Annotated in this window: 18 protein-coding genes and 1 pseudogene; 2 read left to right on the top strand and 17 right to left on the bottom strand. The window is 70.8% G+C overall.

What is annotated here, in order from left to right:
- Positions 1-172: 172 nt before the first annotated feature.
- From QWM81_RS21865 to QWM81_RS21800, 14 genes are all read right to left on the bottom strand, one after another.
- Positions 173-826, bottom strand: coding sequence for an OmpA family protein (locus tag QWM81_RS21865; protein WP_290113922.1), 654 nt, complete (start codon positions 824-826; stop codon positions 173-175).
- Entirely contained in the window at positions 826-1,455 is a 630-nt protein-coding gene (locus QWM81_RS21860) for a hypothetical protein (protein ID WP_353938332.1), read from the bottom strand. The genes QWM81_RS21865 and QWM81_RS21860 overlap by 1 nt, the downstream gene beginning before the upstream one ends.
- Positions 1,456-1,457: 2 nt before the next feature.
- Positions 1,458-2,036: a pilus assembly protein TadG-related protein gene (locus QWM81_RS21855; RefSeq protein WP_290113976.1), complete on the bottom strand. Its 579-nt coding sequence runs from the start codon at positions 2,034-2,036 to the stop codon at positions 1,458-1,460.
- Positions 2,033-2,269 (bottom strand): hypothetical protein, encoded by a 237-nt coding sequence (locus tag QWM81_RS21850; RefSeq protein ID WP_290113921.1) that lies wholly within the window; start codon positions 2,267-2,269, stop codon positions 2,033-2,035. The genes QWM81_RS21855 and QWM81_RS21850 overlap by 4 nt, the downstream gene beginning before the upstream one ends.
- A gap of 113 nt (positions 2,270-2,382) precedes the next feature.
- Positions 2,383-3,090: a response regulator gene (locus tag QWM81_RS21845; protein ID WP_435372416.1), complete on the bottom strand. Its 708-nt coding sequence runs from the start codon at positions 3,088-3,090 to the stop codon at positions 2,383-2,385.
- 10 nt (positions 3,091-3,100) lie between these two features.
- Positions 3,101-4,444 (bottom strand): sensor histidine kinase, encoded by a 1,344-nt coding sequence (locus QWM81_RS21840; RefSeq protein ID WP_290113920.1) that lies wholly within the window; start codon positions 4,442-4,444, stop codon positions 3,101-3,103.
- Between the two features lie 4 nt (positions 4,445-4,448).
- The gene (locus QWM81_RS21835) at positions 4,449-5,336 is read right to left on the bottom strand and encodes a DUF5936 domain-containing protein (RefSeq protein ID WP_290113918.1); all 888 of its coding nucleotides are present in this window, start codon (positions 5,334-5,336) and stop codon (positions 4,449-4,451) included.
- A gap of 14 nt (positions 5,337-5,350) precedes the next feature.
- The gene (locus QWM81_RS21830) at positions 5,351-6,289 is read right to left on the bottom strand and encodes a type II secretion system F family protein (protein ID WP_290113916.1); all 939 of its coding nucleotides are present in this window, start codon (positions 6,287-6,289) and stop codon (positions 5,351-5,353) included.
- A gap of 1 nt (position 6,290) precedes the next feature.
- Positions 6,291-7,688, bottom strand: a complete 1,398-nt coding sequence (locus QWM81_RS21825) for a TadA family conjugal transfer-associated ATPase (RefSeq protein ID WP_290113915.1) — start codon at positions 7,686-7,688, stop codon at positions 6,291-6,293.
- A gap of 37 nt (positions 7,689-7,725) precedes the next feature.
- On the bottom strand, positions 7,726-8,046 hold the full coding sequence (locus QWM81_RS21820; RefSeq protein ID WP_290113914.1) for a TadE/TadG family type IV pilus assembly protein: 321 nt from the start codon (positions 8,044-8,046) through the stop codon (positions 7,726-7,728).
- Between the two features lie 305 nt (positions 8,047-8,351).
- Complete coding sequence (locus QWM81_RS21815; protein ID WP_290113913.1) at positions 8,352-8,717, bottom strand: TadE/TadG family type IV pilus assembly protein; 366 nt, start codon at positions 8,715-8,717, stop codon at positions 8,352-8,354.
- A gap of 29 nt (positions 8,718-8,746) precedes the next feature.
- Positions 8,747-9,994, bottom strand: coding sequence for a CpaE/TadZ family protein (locus QWM81_RS21810; protein ID WP_290113912.1), 1,248 nt, complete (start codon positions 9,992-9,994; stop codon positions 8,747-8,749).
- 7 nt (positions 9,995-10,001) lie between these two features.
- Complete coding sequence (gene cpaB / locus QWM81_RS21805) at positions 10,002-10,724, bottom strand: Flp pilus assembly protein CpaB (RefSeq protein ID WP_290113911.1); 723 nt, start codon at positions 10,722-10,724, stop codon at positions 10,002-10,004.
- Between the two features lie 88 nt (positions 10,725-10,812).
- Positions 10,813-11,655 carry a hypothetical protein gene (locus QWM81_RS21800; RefSeq protein WP_290113910.1) on the bottom strand — a complete coding sequence of 281 codons (843 nt, stop codon included), beginning with the start codon at positions 11,653-11,655 and terminating at the stop codon, positions 10,813-10,815.
- A gap of 422 nt (positions 11,656-12,077) precedes the next feature.
- On the opposite strand from QWM81_RS21800, the gene QWM81_RS21795 reads away from it, so the two are divergent.
- Positions 12,078-13,694, top strand: coding sequence for a chitinase (locus QWM81_RS21795; protein ID WP_435372419.1), 1,617 nt, complete (start codon positions 12,078-12,080; stop codon positions 13,692-13,694).
- Between the two features lie 418 nt (positions 13,695-14,112).
- Here QWM81_RS21795 and QWM81_RS21790 read toward each other — a convergent pair whose 3' ends face one another.
- Positions 14,113-15,411, bottom strand: a complete 1,299-nt coding sequence (locus tag QWM81_RS21790; protein WP_290113908.1) for an Nramp family divalent metal transporter — start codon at positions 15,409-15,411, stop codon at positions 14,113-14,115.
- Positions 15,412-15,601: 190 nt separating this feature from the next.
- On the opposite strand from QWM81_RS21790, the gene QWM81_RS21785 reads away from it, so the two are divergent.
- Positions 15,602-16,951, top strand: coding sequence for a M14 family metallopeptidase (locus tag QWM81_RS21785; protein WP_290113907.1), 1,350 nt, complete (start codon positions 15,602-15,604; stop codon positions 16,949-16,951).
- 109 nt (positions 16,952-17,060) lie between these two features.
- Here the strand turns inward: QWM81_RS21785 and QWM81_RS21780 are convergent, their stop codons facing one another.
- Both QWM81_RS21780 and QWM81_RS29295 read right to left on the bottom strand, forming a co-directional pair.
- Entirely contained in the window at positions 17,061-17,822 is a 762-nt protein-coding gene (locus tag QWM81_RS21780) for an IclR family transcriptional regulator (protein WP_290113905.1), read from the bottom strand.
- A 151-nt stretch (positions 17,823-17,973) separates the two neighbouring features.
- Positions 17,974-18,098: pseudogene (locus QWM81_RS29295) on the bottom strand (sugar kinase); the annotation flags it as partial.
- Positions 18,099-18,161: the final 63 nt, after the last annotated feature.

The following is an 18,161-nucleotide window of genomic DNA, read 5'->3' as shown; positions in this document are numbered from 1 at the left end:
TTCCCGTCTGCCGGCCCTTTCCCTATCCGGGCGTAACGGGACCGGCGAAGGCAGCGGCACCCCAGGAACCGGGTAATGGAGTGCTTCGATCACCGTGCTCGTGCTGGTCAAGGCCGGGAAGGCGGACCACCTGCTGTAGGGGCGGTCCGCCCACCCGGCCTGAGAGCGCGCATCAGCCGCGCGGGAAGGAGACCTCCACGCGGCGGTTCTTCTTGCGGCCTTCCTCCGTGCTGTTGTCCGCGATCGGGTACTGCTCGCCGTAGCCCCGGATCTCGTAGGTGATCCCGCCGGAGGCGAGCATGGGTGACAGCACCTTGTGCACGGCGTCCGCGCGCTGCTTGGAGAGCACGTCGCCGTGGGCCGAGGAGCCGAGGTTGTCGGTGAAGCCGAAGACGCGGACCTTGGTGGCGTTCTGCTTCTTGATCTCCTCGGCGATGGCGGCGATACGGGCGTTGGCCTCGGGGGTCAGCTTGGCGCTGTCCTTGCCGAAGAGGACTTCCGCCTGGAGCGCGAACTTCAGGTTCTGACTGGTCTCCTCGCGCCGCTCCTCGCCGCCCTCGGACTCGACGATCGAAATGAGGGGCAGCACCTTCGCCGGGGCGAGGGTCGCGCCGTCACGCATCTTGAGGCCGGGTGAATTGCCGTCGACTTCCGGTGGCGGCAGCGTCGACTCCGTGCCCGGTGGCGTACTCGGGACGTCATCGGCGTATGCCCCGGAGGCGCCGCCGCTCATCTGGACGCCGGCGAACAGCACCACGGCAGCGAGCACGGACGCTGCGGGTCGGCGTACGGAGGTCCTGCGCGCGCAGGGCGTGGCGGTGCGCATCAGGAGATCTCGATCGTCGCGACCGGCATCTGCGGGATCTGGATGTCCACCTGGGTGGTGTTCGCGGGCGGCGCGGGAAACTGGGCGAACATCGAAATGGTCTCACCCGGCTTCACCGTCGTGACACCCGTCGTCGTCAACGGGTAGCCGTCCGTGTCGCGGAGTACGTAATAGCGCTTCTTCTCTGTCTTGTCCAAGAGTGTGATGCCGGCAAAGGACGGACCTGTCTGCTTCACGTTGACCTCCTGACCGCTCCACTGAGGAGGCGCGATCAGCATCTTGGGCGACGTGTTTTTCACACTGCCCGTGACGGTCAGAAAGCCGCCCTGGTCCCTCACAGCGGTATGGATCAAGATCTGAAATCCGGTGCTGCCGTTGATGGTCGCCAAGGTGGTACTGGTGTCGGGCACAGTAGGTCCGGTCTCACCCTTGCGTGTTTCCTGACCAGTCGGCGCCGACGAAGCGCTACCCGCCTTCTCCGGCTCCTTGCCCTCATCCTTGCTACCACCGTCGCCGCCGCATGCGGTCAACAGCACAGCCAGTGTTACGACAGTCGCCCCGGTCGCCGCTCTGAGTGCCGCCGTTCGATACCGATTACTCATGAGTGCCATTCCTTTGCGTTCCTTCACGGTCAGTCCTCGGCGAGCCGGACTTCGAAGAGGTCGGACATGTCCGGGAGCTTGGCCGGGTCCAGGTCCAGGAGGTCACCTTCGCATTCCAGCGCCCCTGGAGACGGCGAATCGTCGTCATCGGCAGGCTCAAAACTACATACAGGGACGACCACGGCTGTTGCGGTGGACTTGGCGTACCGGTCCTCGGTCCCAGGGAGCACGGTGTCCCCGACCGGGTTCAAGGAGGTCACCTGCACTGTGAACCCCCAGCGGCCGTCAAACAGCGGCGTGCAACTGTCGACCTCGGCGTCGTTCTGACCGGCGTAGTAGTGGCTCGCACCGCACCCGTACAGCGTGGGGATCAGCGCTCCGTCCAATAGGTCAGCCAGATTGCCGATGGTCAGGTCGACGTTGTCCCGTGACTCCCGAGCCGCTGCCAGTGCGGCGGCATCCGCTGCTGATTGGGCACCGTTACGCGTCGCTCCCGCCTGGCCTACCGCGAAGAACGCAAGCGCGAGAAAGAGCAGGCTCGCCACTACGAATACGTAGAGAGGCGACGCCTGCCCTGCCTCGCGAGTTCTGCGCGTACAGGCCGTCAGCCACCACCGACGATCGCCGTGACGCGCGCCAGCAGCCCGGCGGCGATCGTGTCTCCCACGCCCGACCCCACCACCGCCGCGATGATCACCCCCACCAGGATGATGATCCCGACGTACTCGACTGCCCCCTGCCCGCTGTCCCCCCGCCGCTTGAGGGCCGCACTCGCGGTTTTCGCCCACGTACCCACGTACACCTTCGCCTGGGTCGCGGGCTTCAGCGTGATGTTCGGCATGGCGGTCTCCTCCGGGCTCGTGCGGGTCGAGGTGACGAACGTACGGCGGAGCAAGGCGCCTCGGCATGGGCCTGGGGGCCCAAGTCGGGGCCCAATCGGGGGTGTGGGGGTGGTCAGGCATGGGTGGTCGGGTCCCCCTTGGACTGGCCGTGCCAGATCGCGATGGCCTGGCCGCGGCTTTCGGCGTTGAGCTTGGCGAAGATGCGGTTGATGTGGTTCTTGACGGTCTTGTGGCTGATGAAGCACGTGGCGGCAATCTGCTGATTGGTCATGCCCGACGCGATCAGGTCCATCACCTCCACCTCCCGCTGGCTCAGCAACGAATGTGCCACATTCGGTTGCCGTTGCGAAGGGGGTTGGGGAAAGTCGAGCTCCTGCACGGGGGTTGATGCAGGCAGCGGCATTGCAGACGCACACCCATCCCGCACCGACGCCAGCAGTGCGTTCGAGGCCGTGTGGGTGAAGTGGGCGCGGCCGCGGCTCATGTCGCGTACCGCGTCGACGAGTTGGTCGGCCGTGAACTCGCCGTGGACCAGGTAGCCGCTCGCGCCGAGGCGCAGGGCCTCGTGGACGATGGCCGTTTCGCGGCTGTAGGTGGTCATCAGGACCGGGGCGAGCCGGACCAGGTGCGGGAGGGCCGCGATGCCGTCGACGCCCGGCATGCGGACGTCCAGGAGGATCACGTCCGGGCGGTGGCGGACCGCTTCCTCGTAGGCCTGGCGGCCGTCGGAGGCCTCGGCGGCGACCTCGATGTCCTCGCGGCCGGAGAGCAGCGCGGTCAGGCCCGCCCGGACGACGGGGTTGTCGTCGGCGACGATCACTCGCAGGTGCTCAGGCATGGTGGTGCACCCTCCTGTCGAAGGAACGCGGGCCGGGCTGTCGCGGCATGGCCGGCAAGGGCGGCAGGGGCGGTTCCGAGGCCCGTACGGGCAGTTCCAGGGCCCGTACGGGCAGTTCCAGGCGGACTTCCGTGCCCCTGGTCGCCGGGCCCCGCCCGATGCGGATACGGGCGCCGATCGACGCGGCGCGCTCGACCATGCCGACGAGCCCGAAGTGGCCGGACCGTTTCAGGCCGTCGAGTGTCGTGCCGGCGGGCAGGCCACGGCCGTCGTCGTAGACGCTCAGGCGCAGGACGTCGCCGACGACGCCCGCCGATACGTCGATGTACGTGGGCCCGCCGTGCCGGTGGGCGTTCTCCATGGCCTCCGCGGCGATGGTGAGGAGCTGGCGGGCGACCGCGTGCGGGAGGCGGGGAGGGGCCGCCCCGCCATCCAGCAGGCGGTAGGTGGTCCGTACCCGGTGCCGGCGCCCGAAGTCCGCCGCGCGGGCGGCAAGATCCGCGGCGACGTCCACCCCGCCGTCCAGGCCCGACTCCCGGCGCAGGTCCGCCAGCAACTCGCGCGACTCGGCGGCGGCGCGGCGGGCGGACCGGGCGAGGAGTTCCGCCTGCCGCCGCACCGACGAGGGGTCACGGCGGTGCGCGGTCTCGGCCAGCCCGTCCGCGGCCAGCGCCAGGCCGTGCAGGGTCTTGGCGACCGAGTCGTGCATCTCCCGGGCGAGCCGCGCCCGTTCCGCCTCCACCGCGCCGTTGACGGCGAGGCGGGCCCGCGCCTCGGTCAGGGCCTGGCTCGCGGCCCCGAAGTCGAGGATGAGGTTGCGCAGGGTGGAGCCGACCGCCCCGGCGATGACGCACAGGCCCGGGAAGAGGAGCGAGGAGGGCTCCACCGCCACCTCCCTGCTCACCCCGTACGACAGCAGGAGCAGCAGCGACTGGAGGACGGCGAAGAAGGCGGCGCCGCGCCAGCCGTACAGCAGGCCCGCCAGCAGCGGCGTACAGATGGTGACGTACGCGAGCGTCGACTCGGGTGACGCGGTGGCCAGCAGCAGCGCGCCGAACAGCATGTCGCAGGTGAGCACGGCGGGGTGGCGGAGCAGGATGCGGCCGAAGCGCTCCCAGTCGCGCAGCACGACGTAGGACACCATGAAGGTGATGAGGACGGCGGCGCCCACCAGCCAGGTCCCGACGCCCGGCGCGGCGCCGTCGAGGGCGAACGGCGCCGCCAGCACGATCATCGCCAGCCGGAAGCCGAACACCTGGCGGCACAGCGCCTGGAGGGCGTTGATCTGGAGCGGGAGGGAGGGTTCGGCCCGCGCCGCCGGCTTCTTCAGGGTCATGACGTCACCCGCCGATGATGTCCGCGAAGTCGACCCCGGAGCCGTAGTAGAAGCTCAGGGCGATCAGGATCATGGTCGCGGGCAGCATCACCATCGTCACGACGAGCGTGGTCTTGGGTACGGCCTTGGCGGCGCTGCGCCGCGCGTTCTGCGCGTCCGTGCGCCGCATGTCGTTGGCGATCTGGATCAGCGTGTCCACGATCGGCGCGCCCAGCTCCTCGCCCTGCTGGAGAGCGGTGACGAACATGGAGACCTGCTCGGAGGCGTTGCGCTTGCGGAGTTGGTCGAAGGCCTCGCGGCGGCTGACGCCCATGTCGAGCTGGCGCAGGGTGATGCGCAGTTCGTCGGCCCACGGCCCGGAGTACTTCTCGGCGACGCGCTCCAGCGCCTGGCGGAAGCCGAGTCCGGCGGAGACGACGACGGCGAGGACGTCGAGGAAGTCGGGCAGGGTGCGCTCGATGTCGTCCTTGCGGCGGCGGATGGCGAGCCGCAGCAGGACGTCGGTCCAGGTCAGCCCGTACAGCAGGACGATGACGGCGACGACCGCCTGGCCGCGCGCCAGCATGGCGAGGGCGGCGCACACGCCGAGGAAGCCGTAGACGGCGCGGCGGGCGGCGTAGCGGTCGACGGTCATGCCGCCGGGGTTGCCGGCCATGTCGAGGCGGCGGCGCAGCGCGTCGACCCGTTTGGGGCCCATCACGCCCAGCACGGCGGGGGCGTAGCGCATGCCGAGCCGGTCGACGCCGGAGCCGACGGCGGTGGTGCGGGTGGCGCCGACTTCGAGGGCGAGGACGAGGTCGCCGGGGAGTTTGGCGTCGGCCCGGTACATGCGGACGCCGTGGAAGACGCCGTATACGGACAGGCCGATGACGGCGGCGTACAACAGGCCCATGACGTGTCACCTCCTCAGACTCGGATGCGGGACAGGCGGCGGATGAGGACGAAGCCGAGGGCGTACAGGCCGAAGGCGAGGACGGAGCCGACCTGGCCGGCGACGGAGCCGGTCATCTTGTCCAGGGCGCCGGGGGACATACCGTTGATCATGAGCAGGAAGCCCAGGCCCAGGAGGGGCAGGGCGAAGGCCGTCACCTTGACCTGGGAGAGGAGGGTGGTGACCTCCCGCCGGGTCTCCTTGCGCTCGTCGAGGGTGCCGGTGAGGTTGCGCAGCGAGGTGACGACCTGGCCGCCGGCGCGGTTGGACAGGACGAGGGTGGAGACGAGGACGACCAGTTCGCGCGAGGGCAGCCGGTCGGCGAGGTCGCCCAGCGCGTCGTCCAGGCTGTGGCCCACGGCGAGCTGGTCGGCGACCTTGCGCAGCTCCTCGCCCGCCGGGTCGTCCAGCTCCTCGGCGGCCATGGCGATCGCGGTCCGCAGGGCCAGGCCGGCCTGGGTGGCGTTGGCGAGGACGCGGGTGAGTTCGGGCAGCTGGTTGATGAACGCCTCGGTGCGCTTGTGGCGCTGCCAGTTGAGGAACGCGTGGGCGCCCCACAACCCGGCGAGGGCGGCGAGGACGCCGAAGAACGGGGCGAAGACGGCGCCGATGGTGAGGTGGACGCCGAGCAGCGCGGCCACCGCGTACACGGCATACTCGCCGGGCGTGAGGTCGAGCCCGGTGGCGGCGATCTTGCGCTCGATGCGGTGGCCGATGGCGGTGGCGCGCAGCCTCCGGTCGAGGCGTACGAAGCGGCGGCGCCGGCCATCGAGGGCGGTGTGCCCGCTGTGGGTCATGCGGGCGACCAGGGCCTGGCGCCGGGCGTTGCCGGAGGCGTAGACGTGCACGCCGGCGACGCCCAGCGCGCCGGCGAGGACGGTGGCACCGAGCGTCAGCAGCGGGAGGTTCGCCATGTCACTTCCAGGAGTTCCAGGTCGGTTCGGTGTCGATGGGCAGGCCCAGGGGCGGGGCGGTGGTGCCGTGGCGCAGGGCGAGCTGTTCGTCGGACCGGGCGACGCCGAAGGCAGGGGGGATGGCCTCGCTGTTCATGTAGAGGCGTTCGGCGACGCGGCGCGGGAGGGGGGAATATTCGAAGGTGCCGTGGATTCGCCCGTCGGCGGCCATGGGGCGGGACGCGAAGCGGCAGACCGTCACGATCCGGTACTCCTCGCGGCCGTGGGAGTCGACAATGGCGATCTCGGTGATCTTGCGGCTGCCGTCCGCGTGCCGGGTGAGCTGGACGATGACGTCGACCGCGCTGTTGATCTGGTCCTTGATCGCGACGAACGGGACCTCGACCTCCGACATGGAGCCGAGCGTCTGGAGGCGCATCAGGGCGTCCTCGGCGCTGTTGGCATGGACGGTGGCGAGCGAGCCGTCGTGGCCGGTGGACATCGCCTGGAGCATGTCGAGGGTCTCGCCGCCACGGACCTCGCCGACGATGATCCGGTCGGGGCGCATGCGCAGCGAGTTGCGTACGAGGTCGCGGATGGTGACCCGGCCCTTGCCCTCGACGTTGGGCGGGCGCGCTTCGAGGGTGATGACGTGGGACTGCTGGAGCTGGAGCTCGGCGGAGTCCTCGATGGTGACGATGCGCTCGCCGTCGGGGATGAGGCCGGACAGCGCGTTGAGGAGGGTGGTCTTGCCGGTGCCGGTGGCGCCGGAGACGATCACGTTGAACTTGGCGCGGACGAGTCCGGCGAGCAGCATCACCATGTGCTCGTCGAGCGAGCCGAGGGCGACCATCTCCTGGAGCGTGAAGGCGCGGGGGAAGCGGCGGATGGTGAGGATGGGACCGCTGAGGGAGAGCGGCGGGATGATGACGTTGACGCGCTCACCGGACGGCAGGCGGGCGTCGACCATCGGGTTGGACTCGTCCACGCGGCGGTTGACGGTGGAGACGATGCGCTCGATGGTCTGCATCAGCTGCTCGGTGGAGGAGAACCGCATCGGCAGTTGCTCCAGCCGGCCGCGGCGCTCCACGAACACCTGCTCCGGGCCGTTGACCATGATCTCGCTGATGGAGGCGTCTTCGAGGAGCGGTTCGAGGATGCCCAGGCCGAGGGCCTCGTCCACGACGCGGCGGATGAGCTGCGAGCGCTCGGTGGAGGAGAGGACGGGGCCTTCGCGGCTGATGATGTGGCCGAGCACCCGCTCCAGGCGGGCGCGGCGCTCCGCGGCGGCCAGGGCGGACATCTCCGCGAGGTCGATCTCCTCCAGGAGCTTGACGCGGTAGACGCCGACGAGGTGGTTCTCCTCGCCCTTGCCGCCGTTGACCGGCTCGGGACTGGTGATGCGCGCCCGCAGGCTCATGTCTCTTCCCTCCCCATGGGTGCGTTACGTGGAACGGTCAGTCGGCGGGCGTGGTGACGGGCATGGTGGTGGATCTCGTGGCGGCCGGGAAGGTGAACACGGGCAGGAGGGAGGGGATGGGTACGGTGGCGGTCGCGGTCACCTCGTCGCCGCCGGCCCCGGGGACCTGGACTCGGGCGTTCAGCCAGCCGCTGGCGGCGCCCTCACCGGCCGACACGCCGTCGCCGCCCTGCGCTGCGACCCGCGCCGCCGCGCGGGACGCCGTACCCGCCTGCTGCACCGCGTATGCCACCAGCCCGAGCTGGACGGCGGCCAGAGCCGTGAACAGCAGCAGCGCCACCCAGCCGGTGAACTCCACCGCCGCCTGGCCGGATTCGCCGCGGCGACGCCCTGTCCTCGCGTGGCGTCCCCTGCTCCACGCCTGGCGCGCTGTCTCCGCCTGGCGCCCTGTCCCCGCGTGGCGCCAGCCCCACGCTTCGCGCGCTGTCTCCGCATGGCGCCTGTCCCACGCTTCGCGCCCCGTCCCCGCGTGGCGCCTGTCCCACGCTTCGCGCCCCGTCCCCGCGTGGCGCCAGCCCCACGCCTGGCGCCCGCGCCCTCCGTAGCGCCGGCTCCACGCGTCGCGCGTTCTTTCCGCGTGGCGCCCTGTCCCTGCGTACGGCGTCATCGCTCGCCCTCCCACGCCACCGCGGCATGGCCCTCGACCTGGACCGGGATGTCGAGGCCGGGGAACAGCACGGGGACGTTCAGCGTCACCGACGCGGTGTACAAGTCGGCGCCGCCACCGCCGCAGGAGGCGGTCACCGTCCACGCCCCCGACACGCTCCCCCGCGCGGCGGCCTGGCACGCGCCGTCGCCCGACACCGTGCCCACCCGGGCGCCCACGTCCGCCGCGTTGCCCGCGAGCGCGTACGTGTAGCCGACGAGGGCCGCCTGCCACAGCAGGATCACCGTGCCGAGAACGACCGGAACCATCCCGGTGAACTCGACCGCGACCTGCCCCCGGTCACTTCCGTAACGGCGTTTCATGACGCATCCTGCCCCCTCGGTCCCTCGGTCTACGTGCCGCGCGTACGGCGCAGGCCCACCGAGCCGCGGTCGCCGCGGAACTTCCCCTGCCTGCTTTCCCCTTCCGGGGCGTTGACGATCCCCAGTTCGCCGGCCAGTGCCCACAGCGCCCGCTTCACCGACGACTTGGCCTCCAGGTCCTGCATCCGGCCCGCGTCGACCACCGACTGCAGTTCCCGGAAGTTCGCGGGTACGGAGGTCCGCGCGACCCGCGTACCGGTGATCTTGCCGACCAGCGGCGGCTGGATCTCGGTGTTGCGGATGTGCCGGTTGACCACCGTCACGGTCTCCTCCGCCTTGCGGATCTGGAGCCGGTCCCAGAGCCTGATGAGGCGTTTGGCGGCGCGTATGGCGACCACGTCGGGGGTGACGACGAGCAGGGTGGTGTCGGCCATCTCGATGGCGGCGGCGTTGGCGGTGTTCATGTGCGTACCGCAGTCGATGACGACGACCTCGTACCGGTTGCGGAGCGCGCTGACGATCTGGCGCACCGCGCGGTCGCTGACGTCCTCGCCCCGCTCGCCCTCCCCCGGCGCCAGGAGCAGGCCGAGGCCGGAGGGGTGGGCGAACAGGGCGTCCTGGAGCACCCGGGGCGATATGTCCTGGATGGCCGCGAGGTCCACGATGGACCGCCGGAACTGCACGTCCAGGTAGGAGGCGACGTCGCCGGCCTGCAGGTCCAGGTCGGCGAGCGCGACGGTCCGGCCGGAGGCGCGCGCGGCGAGGGCGAGCTGGACGGCCGTGACGGTGGTGCCGACGCCGCCCTTGGCGCCGCTGACGGTCACGACCGTGCCGCCGGGACCCGTGAAGACGTCGCCGCCCTGCCCGAGGTGGCGCCGGACGCCCACGGACCAGGCGGCCGCGGACTGGACGCGCTGGGCGAGCTCCTCGTACGACAGGGGCAGCCCGACCAGGCCGCGGGCGCCGGAGTCCATGGCGGCCGAGTAGAGGGCGGGGCCGGCGTCGGTGGTGACGAGGACGACGCCGACCGCGGGGAAGCGCAGGGCGACCTCCCGGATCAGTTCGAGTGCGGGGACGGGCCCGATCCGCTCGTGGACCAGGACCACCTCGGGCAGTTCGTCGAGGGACTCGGCGGCGAGCCGCGCGAGGGCGTCGATCAGCGAGGTCGAGTCGCCGAGGGGGGCGGCCGGTTCGGCGTCGGGGAGCTGGCTGAGGAGGGTGGTGACGGAGCGGGCGGCGTCGGCGTCACCGACGGCCGGGAGGATGCGTGTGGTCATCCGGCCCTCACTTGTTCCTGTCTTCGTCGAGCGTGTAGCTGCCCTCACCGGGCCGGAGGACGGTGGGGCTGTTCCGGGGCAGCAGGGCGAGGCGTACGTGTTCGGCGAACGACTCGGCGTAGGCGACGCGCTGGGCGTCGGTGGTGCTGAGCGCGAAGGTGATGGGCACGGCTTCCCGGACGCCGACGCCCCGGTTGCCGTCGCGCTTGCCGTCCAGGGGGGTCAGCTTGCCGACGTCGATGACACGGGCGTTGGCGACGATGACGCGGGACTCGGCGACGGCGCCCTTTTCCCGGTTGTCGTCGTCGAACGTGGCGAAGATGTTCACCAGGGAGCCGGCGGTGATCTTTCCGGCGACGCCGGTGGCCGCGTCGATCATGATGGCGATCTCCTGCTGGCCGCTCTCCAGCGCGGGCCGTCTGGCGATCATGTCCTCCTGGAGCAGTGAGCCCTTTCTGAGATCGGTGACGGCGATCTTGTCCTTGACGACGGTGAGGTCGGTGACGGCATTGGCGGAGAGCCAGCGCCTGGGCATGGTGATCTTCTTGAACTGACCCGGCTGGAGGGCCGTGTAGGCGGCGACATCCGATTTCAGCTCGTACGCCTCGACTTCCGGGCCCACTTGGGAATTCACGTCGCCGATCACCGTGACCACACCGGCGAACGCGGCGAAGGCGCACAGGACCGACAGGAGCAGGAGAATGACACCGCGGCGCTGACGTGAATTCATGGGCGGGGCGACCTCGTGGGGAGACGTAGGCGGTGGCTGGCGTGAAGCGCGTGCTGAAGCGTGGCCACCCGGCGGTGGCGGCGGCGGTTCACGTGGCGCCCTGGATCGGCTCGGGCGGTACCAGCGGGGCCGAGCAGAATCCGCAGCGGTCGCCTATGAGCTCGATACCGCACCAGGAGCACACTTCCCGCCGTACCGACGCGACCAGTTGGTAGAGCACCGAGATATCGGGGAGAAAGGCGGCGAACTCCACCATCTTCGCCGTCCCCCACCACGCCGGGGAACCGGCGGGCAGGGCGCTCTCCACCACGCCTTGGACCTGCCAGGCGGGCGCGAGGGTCTCGGTGACCCAGTCGGAGGCCAGCTGCCCGCGCGCCACCATCAAGTGCGTACCGAACGACGGTCCCGCAAGGCGCTCTTCCGTGCCGACTTTGACGAGCTGCGGGGAAGGGTTGGCCAGGACGCCGAATTGTGAGCCCGGTACCCACGACGTGGCATGGGACTTCAGGCTCACCGGTACGCGGTCGAGCCGGGTGACGGTGTTGAGCAGGGCCCCCGCGTAGATGTAGTGGGCCAGCAGCCGGGCGGCCGAGGCGATGACGCCGGCGCCGAAGTCGCAGAGGGACAGCTGGCGCAGCTGGCGTACGAGTACGGCGACACCCAGCGGGGGGAGGTCCAGTTTGAGCAGCGCGACGCGGTCGGTCTCCAGGACGGACCGGACGGTGTGCAGCCGGCGTTCGTGCTCGGCGGGCAGGGAGGCGGGGTACAGGGCGATGACGTAGCCGTGCTGCTCGACCAGAACCTGCATGTCGGCGATGGCGGCGTCCAGCGGCTGCGCGTCCGGCGACTGCAGGAGGGCCGCTGTGGGTGTCTGGTGGTCCGTCGGCGGCAGCACCAGATCGGCGCTGGTGACGGCGATTGCGGTCGGCACGCTGGTTCCCCGTTCCGCTCCGGCCGCCGGGGTTCCGGCGAACCGCAGATACCTGCCCTACCTGCTCCTGCTGCTTTTCCCGCTCCTCCACGCTCACTTCTGCCCACCCGCACTTTAGCCAGGTCTCAGGGGCCAGAGAACAGCTTTCAGATCGCTTGGTGACAACGCGTGGACGACGTCTGGGTGAGCAAACCGGACGAAGGCGTCAGCAGTTAACTCCCGTTTCTTTTCACAGGTCTTGACAAGTCGATTGGTCTGGACCAGCTTTACGGAAAAGCGGTGGCCACCGTTCGCCCGCAGCTCCCCCAACCCCCCACCGGAGGCAGCAAGTGGACCGCTCACGCACACATCACCGAAACGCAAGAGGGCTCCCAGGAGGTCTGGCGGTGGCCGTGGCCGCCGGACTCGTCCTGGCCGGCGGGATGACCGGTACCGCGCAGGCCGCCGACGTCAACGTCGCCAAGAACGCCGGTTTCGAGGCCGGGCTCGCCAACTGGACCTGCTCGGCGGGCAGCGGCGCCACCGTCTCCTCCCCCGTGCACGGCGGGGCCGCCGCGCTCAGGGCCACGCCCGGCGGGCAGGACAACGCCCGCTGCGCGCAGACCGTGGCGGTCAAGCCCAACTCCACGTACACGCTGAGCGCCTGGGTGCAGGGCGGGTACGCGTACCTGGGCGCGAGCGGCACCGGGACGACGGACGTGTCGACGTGGACACCGGACTCGGCGGGCTGGAAGCAGCTGACGACCCGCTTCACGACCGGCGCGAGCACGACGTCCGTCACGGTGTACACGCACGGGTGGTACGGGCAGGCCGCCTACTACGCCGACGACATCTCGGTCTTCGGGCCCGACGGGGGCGGCGGGAGCGACCCCGACCCCGTGGTGCCCGCCACGCCGGCCGGCCTCACCACCGGCGCGGTGACGTCATCCTCCATCGCCCTGAGCTGGAACGGGGTCTCCGGCGCGAGCGGCTACCACGTCTACCGGGACGGCGCCAAGGTCCAGTCGGTCACCGGCACGTCGGCGACCGTGACCGGGCTGGCCGCGAACACCTCGTACGCCTTCCAGGTCAGCGCGGTCAACGCGGCGGGCGAGTCCGCGAAGTCGGCGGCGGTGACCGGGCGGACGTCCGGCGGCACGACGGACCCCAACCCGGCCGTGCCGAGGCACGCGGTGACCGGCTACTGGCAGAACTTCAACAACGGCGCCGCCGTGCAGAAACTGCGGGACGTGCAGGCGCAGTACGACATCATCGCGGTGTCGTTCGCCGACTCCACCGCCACGCCCGGCGAGATCGTCTTCAACCTCGACCCGGCCGTCGGGTACGCCTCGGTCGCCGACTTCAGGGCGGACATCGCCGCGAAGAAGGCCGCCGGCAAGTCGGTGATCATTTCGGTGGGCGGCGAGAAGGGCAACGTCACCATCAACAGCGACGCGTCGGCGACGGCCTTCGCGAACAGCGCGTACGCCCTGATGCGGGAGTACGGCTTCAGCGGGGTCGACATCGACCTGGAGCACGGCATCAACTCCACCTACCTGACGAAGGCGCTGCGCCGGCTGTCGGCGCAGGCCGGGCCGTCCATGGTGCTGACGATGGCGCCGCAGACCATCGACATGCAGAACACCGGGACCGAATACTTCAAGACCGCCCTGGCCGTGAAGGACATCCTGACGGTGGTCAACACGCAGTTCTACAACAGCGGGTCGATGCTCGGCTGCGACGGCAAGGTGTACGCGCAGGGGTCGGTCGACTTCCTGACGGCGCTGGCCTGCATCCAGCTGGAGGGCGGCCTGGACGCCTCCCAGGTCGGCCTCGGGGTGCCCGCCTCCCCGCGAGGGGCGGGCAGCGGGTACGTCGACCCGTCCGTGGTGAAGAGCGCGCTGGACTGCCTGACGCGCGGGACGGGCTGCGGCTCCTTCAAGCCGGCCAAGACCTACCCGGCGCTGCGCGGGGCGATGACCTGGTCCACGAACTGGGACGCCACGGCCGGGAACGCCTGGTCCAACGCGGTCGGCCCGCACGTCCACAATCTGCCGTAGGCGTCAGGCCCGGTTCGCCAGGCAGTGGTGCAGCACGGGGCCCAGCTCGGCCGGCCACTGGTGGAGCTGGGCCTCTCGGCGGGCGACGCGGCACTCGTACAGCATGCCGCCGTGGTGGGCGACGGGCCACCACGAGAGCCTCGCTCCACGGGGCCGGGGCGACGTACACGGTGGCGATCGCGGCCCACGGGACGTCCATGGTGTGGCCGTCGACCTCCAGGGCCACGCCCGAAGGGTCGGCGATCACGGAGTTGCGGCGGTCGTGCGCGGCGAACTCGGGCCCATCCGGGGCCGGGCGCCATGGGCGGGTGGCGGGCCGCCGTACGGCGACGCCGGGGGCGGGCCGTACGGCGGCCGCACCGGTATCGGAGGGCCGAATCCGTGGGGTGTGGTCATGTCCGCCAGTATGGGCGGGTGCCTACCAGGGCAGTTCGCGCACCTGCTGCACGCACAGCACGATGAACAGCAGCCCGGCCGCGCCCAGGACGCCGTTGCTGAGCCAGCCGTTGCGCCACTCCCGCGGCGTACGGGAGGAGTTGAGCAGCCACACCAGGGTCAGCGCCAGGAACGGCATGAAGAACGCGCCGACCACGCCGTACACGATGACCAGCCCGAACGGCTGGTCCAGGAAGAGCAGCGCCATCGGCGGGAAGGTCAGCCACAGCAGGTAGGCGCGGAAGGGCAGCGACTTCTCGCGGGTTCCGGCCGCGACCGCCTCGCCGGTCGCCGCCTCGCCCCGGCCGCGGTAGTGCGCCACGAAGTCCGCGAACATCAGGCTCACGCCGTGCCAGACGCCGATCAGGGAGGTGATGGAGGTGGCGAAGAAGCCGATGAGGAACAGCTTGGAGGTGGCCGTCCCGTACTGGTCCTCAAGGACCTTGCCGAGGTCGAGCAGTCCCTTGTCACCCTTGGCGAGCGCGACGCCGGAGGAGTGCAGCAGCTCGGCGCCGACGAAGAGCATGGCGACGACGAAGATGCCGGTGGTGATGTACGCGACGCGGTTGTCCAGGCGCATCACCTTCATCCAGCTCGTGTCGGTCCAGCCCTTGGCGTTGACCCAGTAGCCGTACGCGGCCAGCGTGATCGTGCCGCCGACGCCGCCGATCAGGCCCAGGGTGTAGATCAGGGAGCCGTCCGGCAGGACGGGCGCGAGCCCGGCGAACGCCTTGCCCAGGTGCGGGGTGACCCGTAGGGCGAGGTAGACGGTGACCACGAACATGACGCCGACGAGGACGGTCATGACCTTCTCGAAGACGGCGTACCGGTTGAACCAGACGAAGACCAGGCCGCCGACCCCGCACAGGACGGCCCACCACTTCAGGTCCATCACGCCGGGGAAGAGCACCTGGAGGGGCAGGGCGCTGGAGGACATGGCGGCCGCGCCGTACACGAAGCCCCAGACGGCGACGTAGACGGCGAAGTAGCCGGTGGTCCACGCGCCGAGGCTGCGCCAGCCGTCGAAGAGGGTGCGGCCGGTGGCCAGATGCCAGCGCCCGGCGGCCTCGGCGAGCGAGATCTTGACGAGGCAGCCGGCGACGGCCGCCCACAGCAGCGTGTAGCCGAACTTGCTGCCCGCGATGAGCGTCGCGACGAGGTCACCGGCACCGACGCCGGTCGCGGCCACGACGATGCCGGGCCCGATGAAGCGCCAACTCGCCCTGCGGAGCCGGGACCCGGCCCCTTCCGTCCCTTCGCTCTGCCGCACGGTGTCCGCCATGCCCTGCCCGCCTTTCGCTCGTCGCCTGGTCAGGTGAGGTGACGTCACCAAAGCGCGGGGCGCGGTGATCGCGCAAGGGGTGGGCCGCCGCGACCGTGACCAAAGGCGCACCCTTGACGCGCTCATGCCATGGCCTCACGATGCCTCGCACGGGGAGACCCACCCCGTACCCCCCACCGCAGGAGACAGCATGCGACTTCGCATACGCGGGATACCCGGCAGAAGGTCCGCCACCCTCACGGCCCTGCTGGCGCTCGCCGTCGCGGCACCGCTCACCGCCACCGCCACCACCACGGCGCCCACGGATCTGCCGGCCGCCTCCGCCGCCACCACGGAGGAGGTCATCCGGCAGTACGAGATCCACGGCCCGTCCACCCCGGCCGAACGCTCCGCCATCGCCGCCACCGGCGTCGCCATCGACGAGGCCGACGGCCACGCGGTCGTCGTCAGCGCCAACACCGAGCAGGCGCGCAAGCTGCGCGCCCTCGGGCACAAGCTGGAGGCGCTGCCCGGCCCGCCCGACCGGACCGGTGGCAAGACCGTGGGCGCCATGGACTTCCCCTCCGCCGACTCCCGCTACCACAACTACGCCGAGATGAACGCGGAGATCGGCCAGCGGCTCCAGCAGTACCCGACCATCATGAGCCGCCGCGTCATCGGCAAGTCCTACCAGGGCCGCGACATCGTCGCCATCAAGATCAGCGACAACGTGGCCACGGACGAGAACGAGCCCGAGATCCTCTTCACCCACCACCAGCACGCCCGCGAACACCTGACCGTGGAGATGGCGCTGTACCTGCTGCGCGAGCTCGGCGCCGGGTACGGCTCGGACTCGCGCATCACCAACGCCGTCAACAACCGCGAGATCTGGATCGTGCCCGACCTCAATCCGGACGGCGGCGAGTACGACATCGCCTCCGGCTCCTACCGCAGCTGGCGCAAGAACCGCCAGCCCAACTCCGGCTCGACGTACATCGGCACGGACATGAACCGCAACTGGAACTACCAGTGGGGCTGCTGCGGCGGTTCCTCGGGCTCCCCGAGCTCCGACACCTACCGCGGCCGCGCCGCCGAGTCCGCCCCCGAGGTCAAGGTCGTCGCCGACTTCGTCCGCTCCCGGGTGATCGGCGGCAAGCAGCAGATCACGGCGGGCATCGACTTCCACACGTACAGCGAACTGGTGCTGTGGCCCTACGGCTACACCTACAGCGATACGGCACCCGGGATGACGGCCGACGACCGCGACGCCTTCGCGACCGTGGGCCGCAAGATGGCCGCGAGCAACGGCTACACCGCCCAGCAGTCGAGCGACCTCTACATCACGGACGGGTCGATCGACGACTACCTGTGGGGCGCGCACAAGATCTTCGGATACACCTTCGAGCTGTACCCGCGCTCGTCCTCCGGTGGCGGCTTCTACCCGCCGGACGAGGTCATCGAGCGTGAGACGAGCCGCAACCGCGACGCGGTGCTCCAGTTGGTCGAGAACGCGGACTGCATGTACCGGTCGATCGGCAAGGAGCAGCAGTACTGCGCGTAGCGCCTGAGGACCGTCGCGGTACGGGTTCGCCGTACCGCGACGGTCGCGACGGCCGCGACGGCCGCGACGGCCGGGGCCCCGGTGGCCGGGGTGAGGGCGGTCCTGTCGGTCAGGCGGTGTCCTCCTCGGGGGTCGTGCCGCAGTAGTCCCGGGTGATGGCGTCGGCGGTGCGGCGGACCAGCGGGAGGAGGGCGAGCAGTTCCTCGGCGGTGACGACCACGTTCGGGGCCGAGAGGGACATGGCGGCCACGACCCGGCCGTCCACGCCCCGGATGGGGGCCGCCACGCAGTTGATGGACTCCTCGTGGCCGCCGAGGTCAGTGGCCCAGCCCTGTTCGCGCACGGTCGCCAGCTCCTTCAGGAAGGCGGCGGCGTCCGGGATCGAACGGGGCGTGTACATCGGGTAGTCGAGCTTCGCGGCGAGCGCGTGCCGCTCGGGCTCGGGGAGATCGGCGAGCAGCAGCTTGGCGACGGCGGCGACCGTGATGGCGACGGGCCTGCCGATCCGCGAGTACATCCGTACCGGGTAGCGGCTGTCGACCTTGTCGATGTAGAGCACCTCGCCCTCCTCGTGCACGGCGAGGTGGACGGTGTGTCCGGTGCGCTCGTTGAGCTGTACGAGGTGGGGGTGGGCGATCTCGCGGACGTCGAGGTGCTCGACGGCTTCCTGGGCGAGGGCGAACAGGCGGGCGCCGAGGCGGTAGCGCTGGTCCCGCTGGCGGTGGACGAGGCCGTGTTCGTGGAGGGTGCGCAGCAGCCGGAGCGCCGTGGACTTGTGTACGCCGAGGGCGTCGGCGACCCGTCCGAGGTCGGCGGGCCCCCGCGCGAGGAGCGGCAGGATGCTGAGCGCGCGGTCGACGGTCTGGCTCATGGCGTACGTACCTCCGTGTCTTCCCCGGTCCGCGTCCAGGCGGGGCCGAGGTGCAGTCTCCCCCGGGCGTCGTCGACCAGGGCGGCGAGGCGGTCGGCGTGCGCGGGGGCGACCGGGGCGGCGACGTCCCCGGGGACGGTGAGCGCGGCGGCGGCCCTGAGGTGCCCGGCGGCGGCCGGCGCGCGGGCGACGTGGGACTCGGCGCGGCCGATGGCGCGGGCGTAAGGACGGGACGTCGGCGAGGCGGCCCGGCCGGGTGGGCAGGAAGGTGACCATGGACTCGCCGGGACACTCGACCTCGGTTCCGGTCACGCTGGGGGCTCCTCACGGGGTCCGGGC

Origin of the sequence: Streptomyces ficellus, assembly GCF_030406405.1 — a bacterium.
Taxonomy (GTDB): Bacteria; Actinomycetota; Actinomycetes; order Streptomycetales; family Streptomycetaceae; genus Streptomyces; species Streptomyces ficellus_B.
This window is presented reverse-complemented; position numbering and strand designations above follow the sequence as displayed.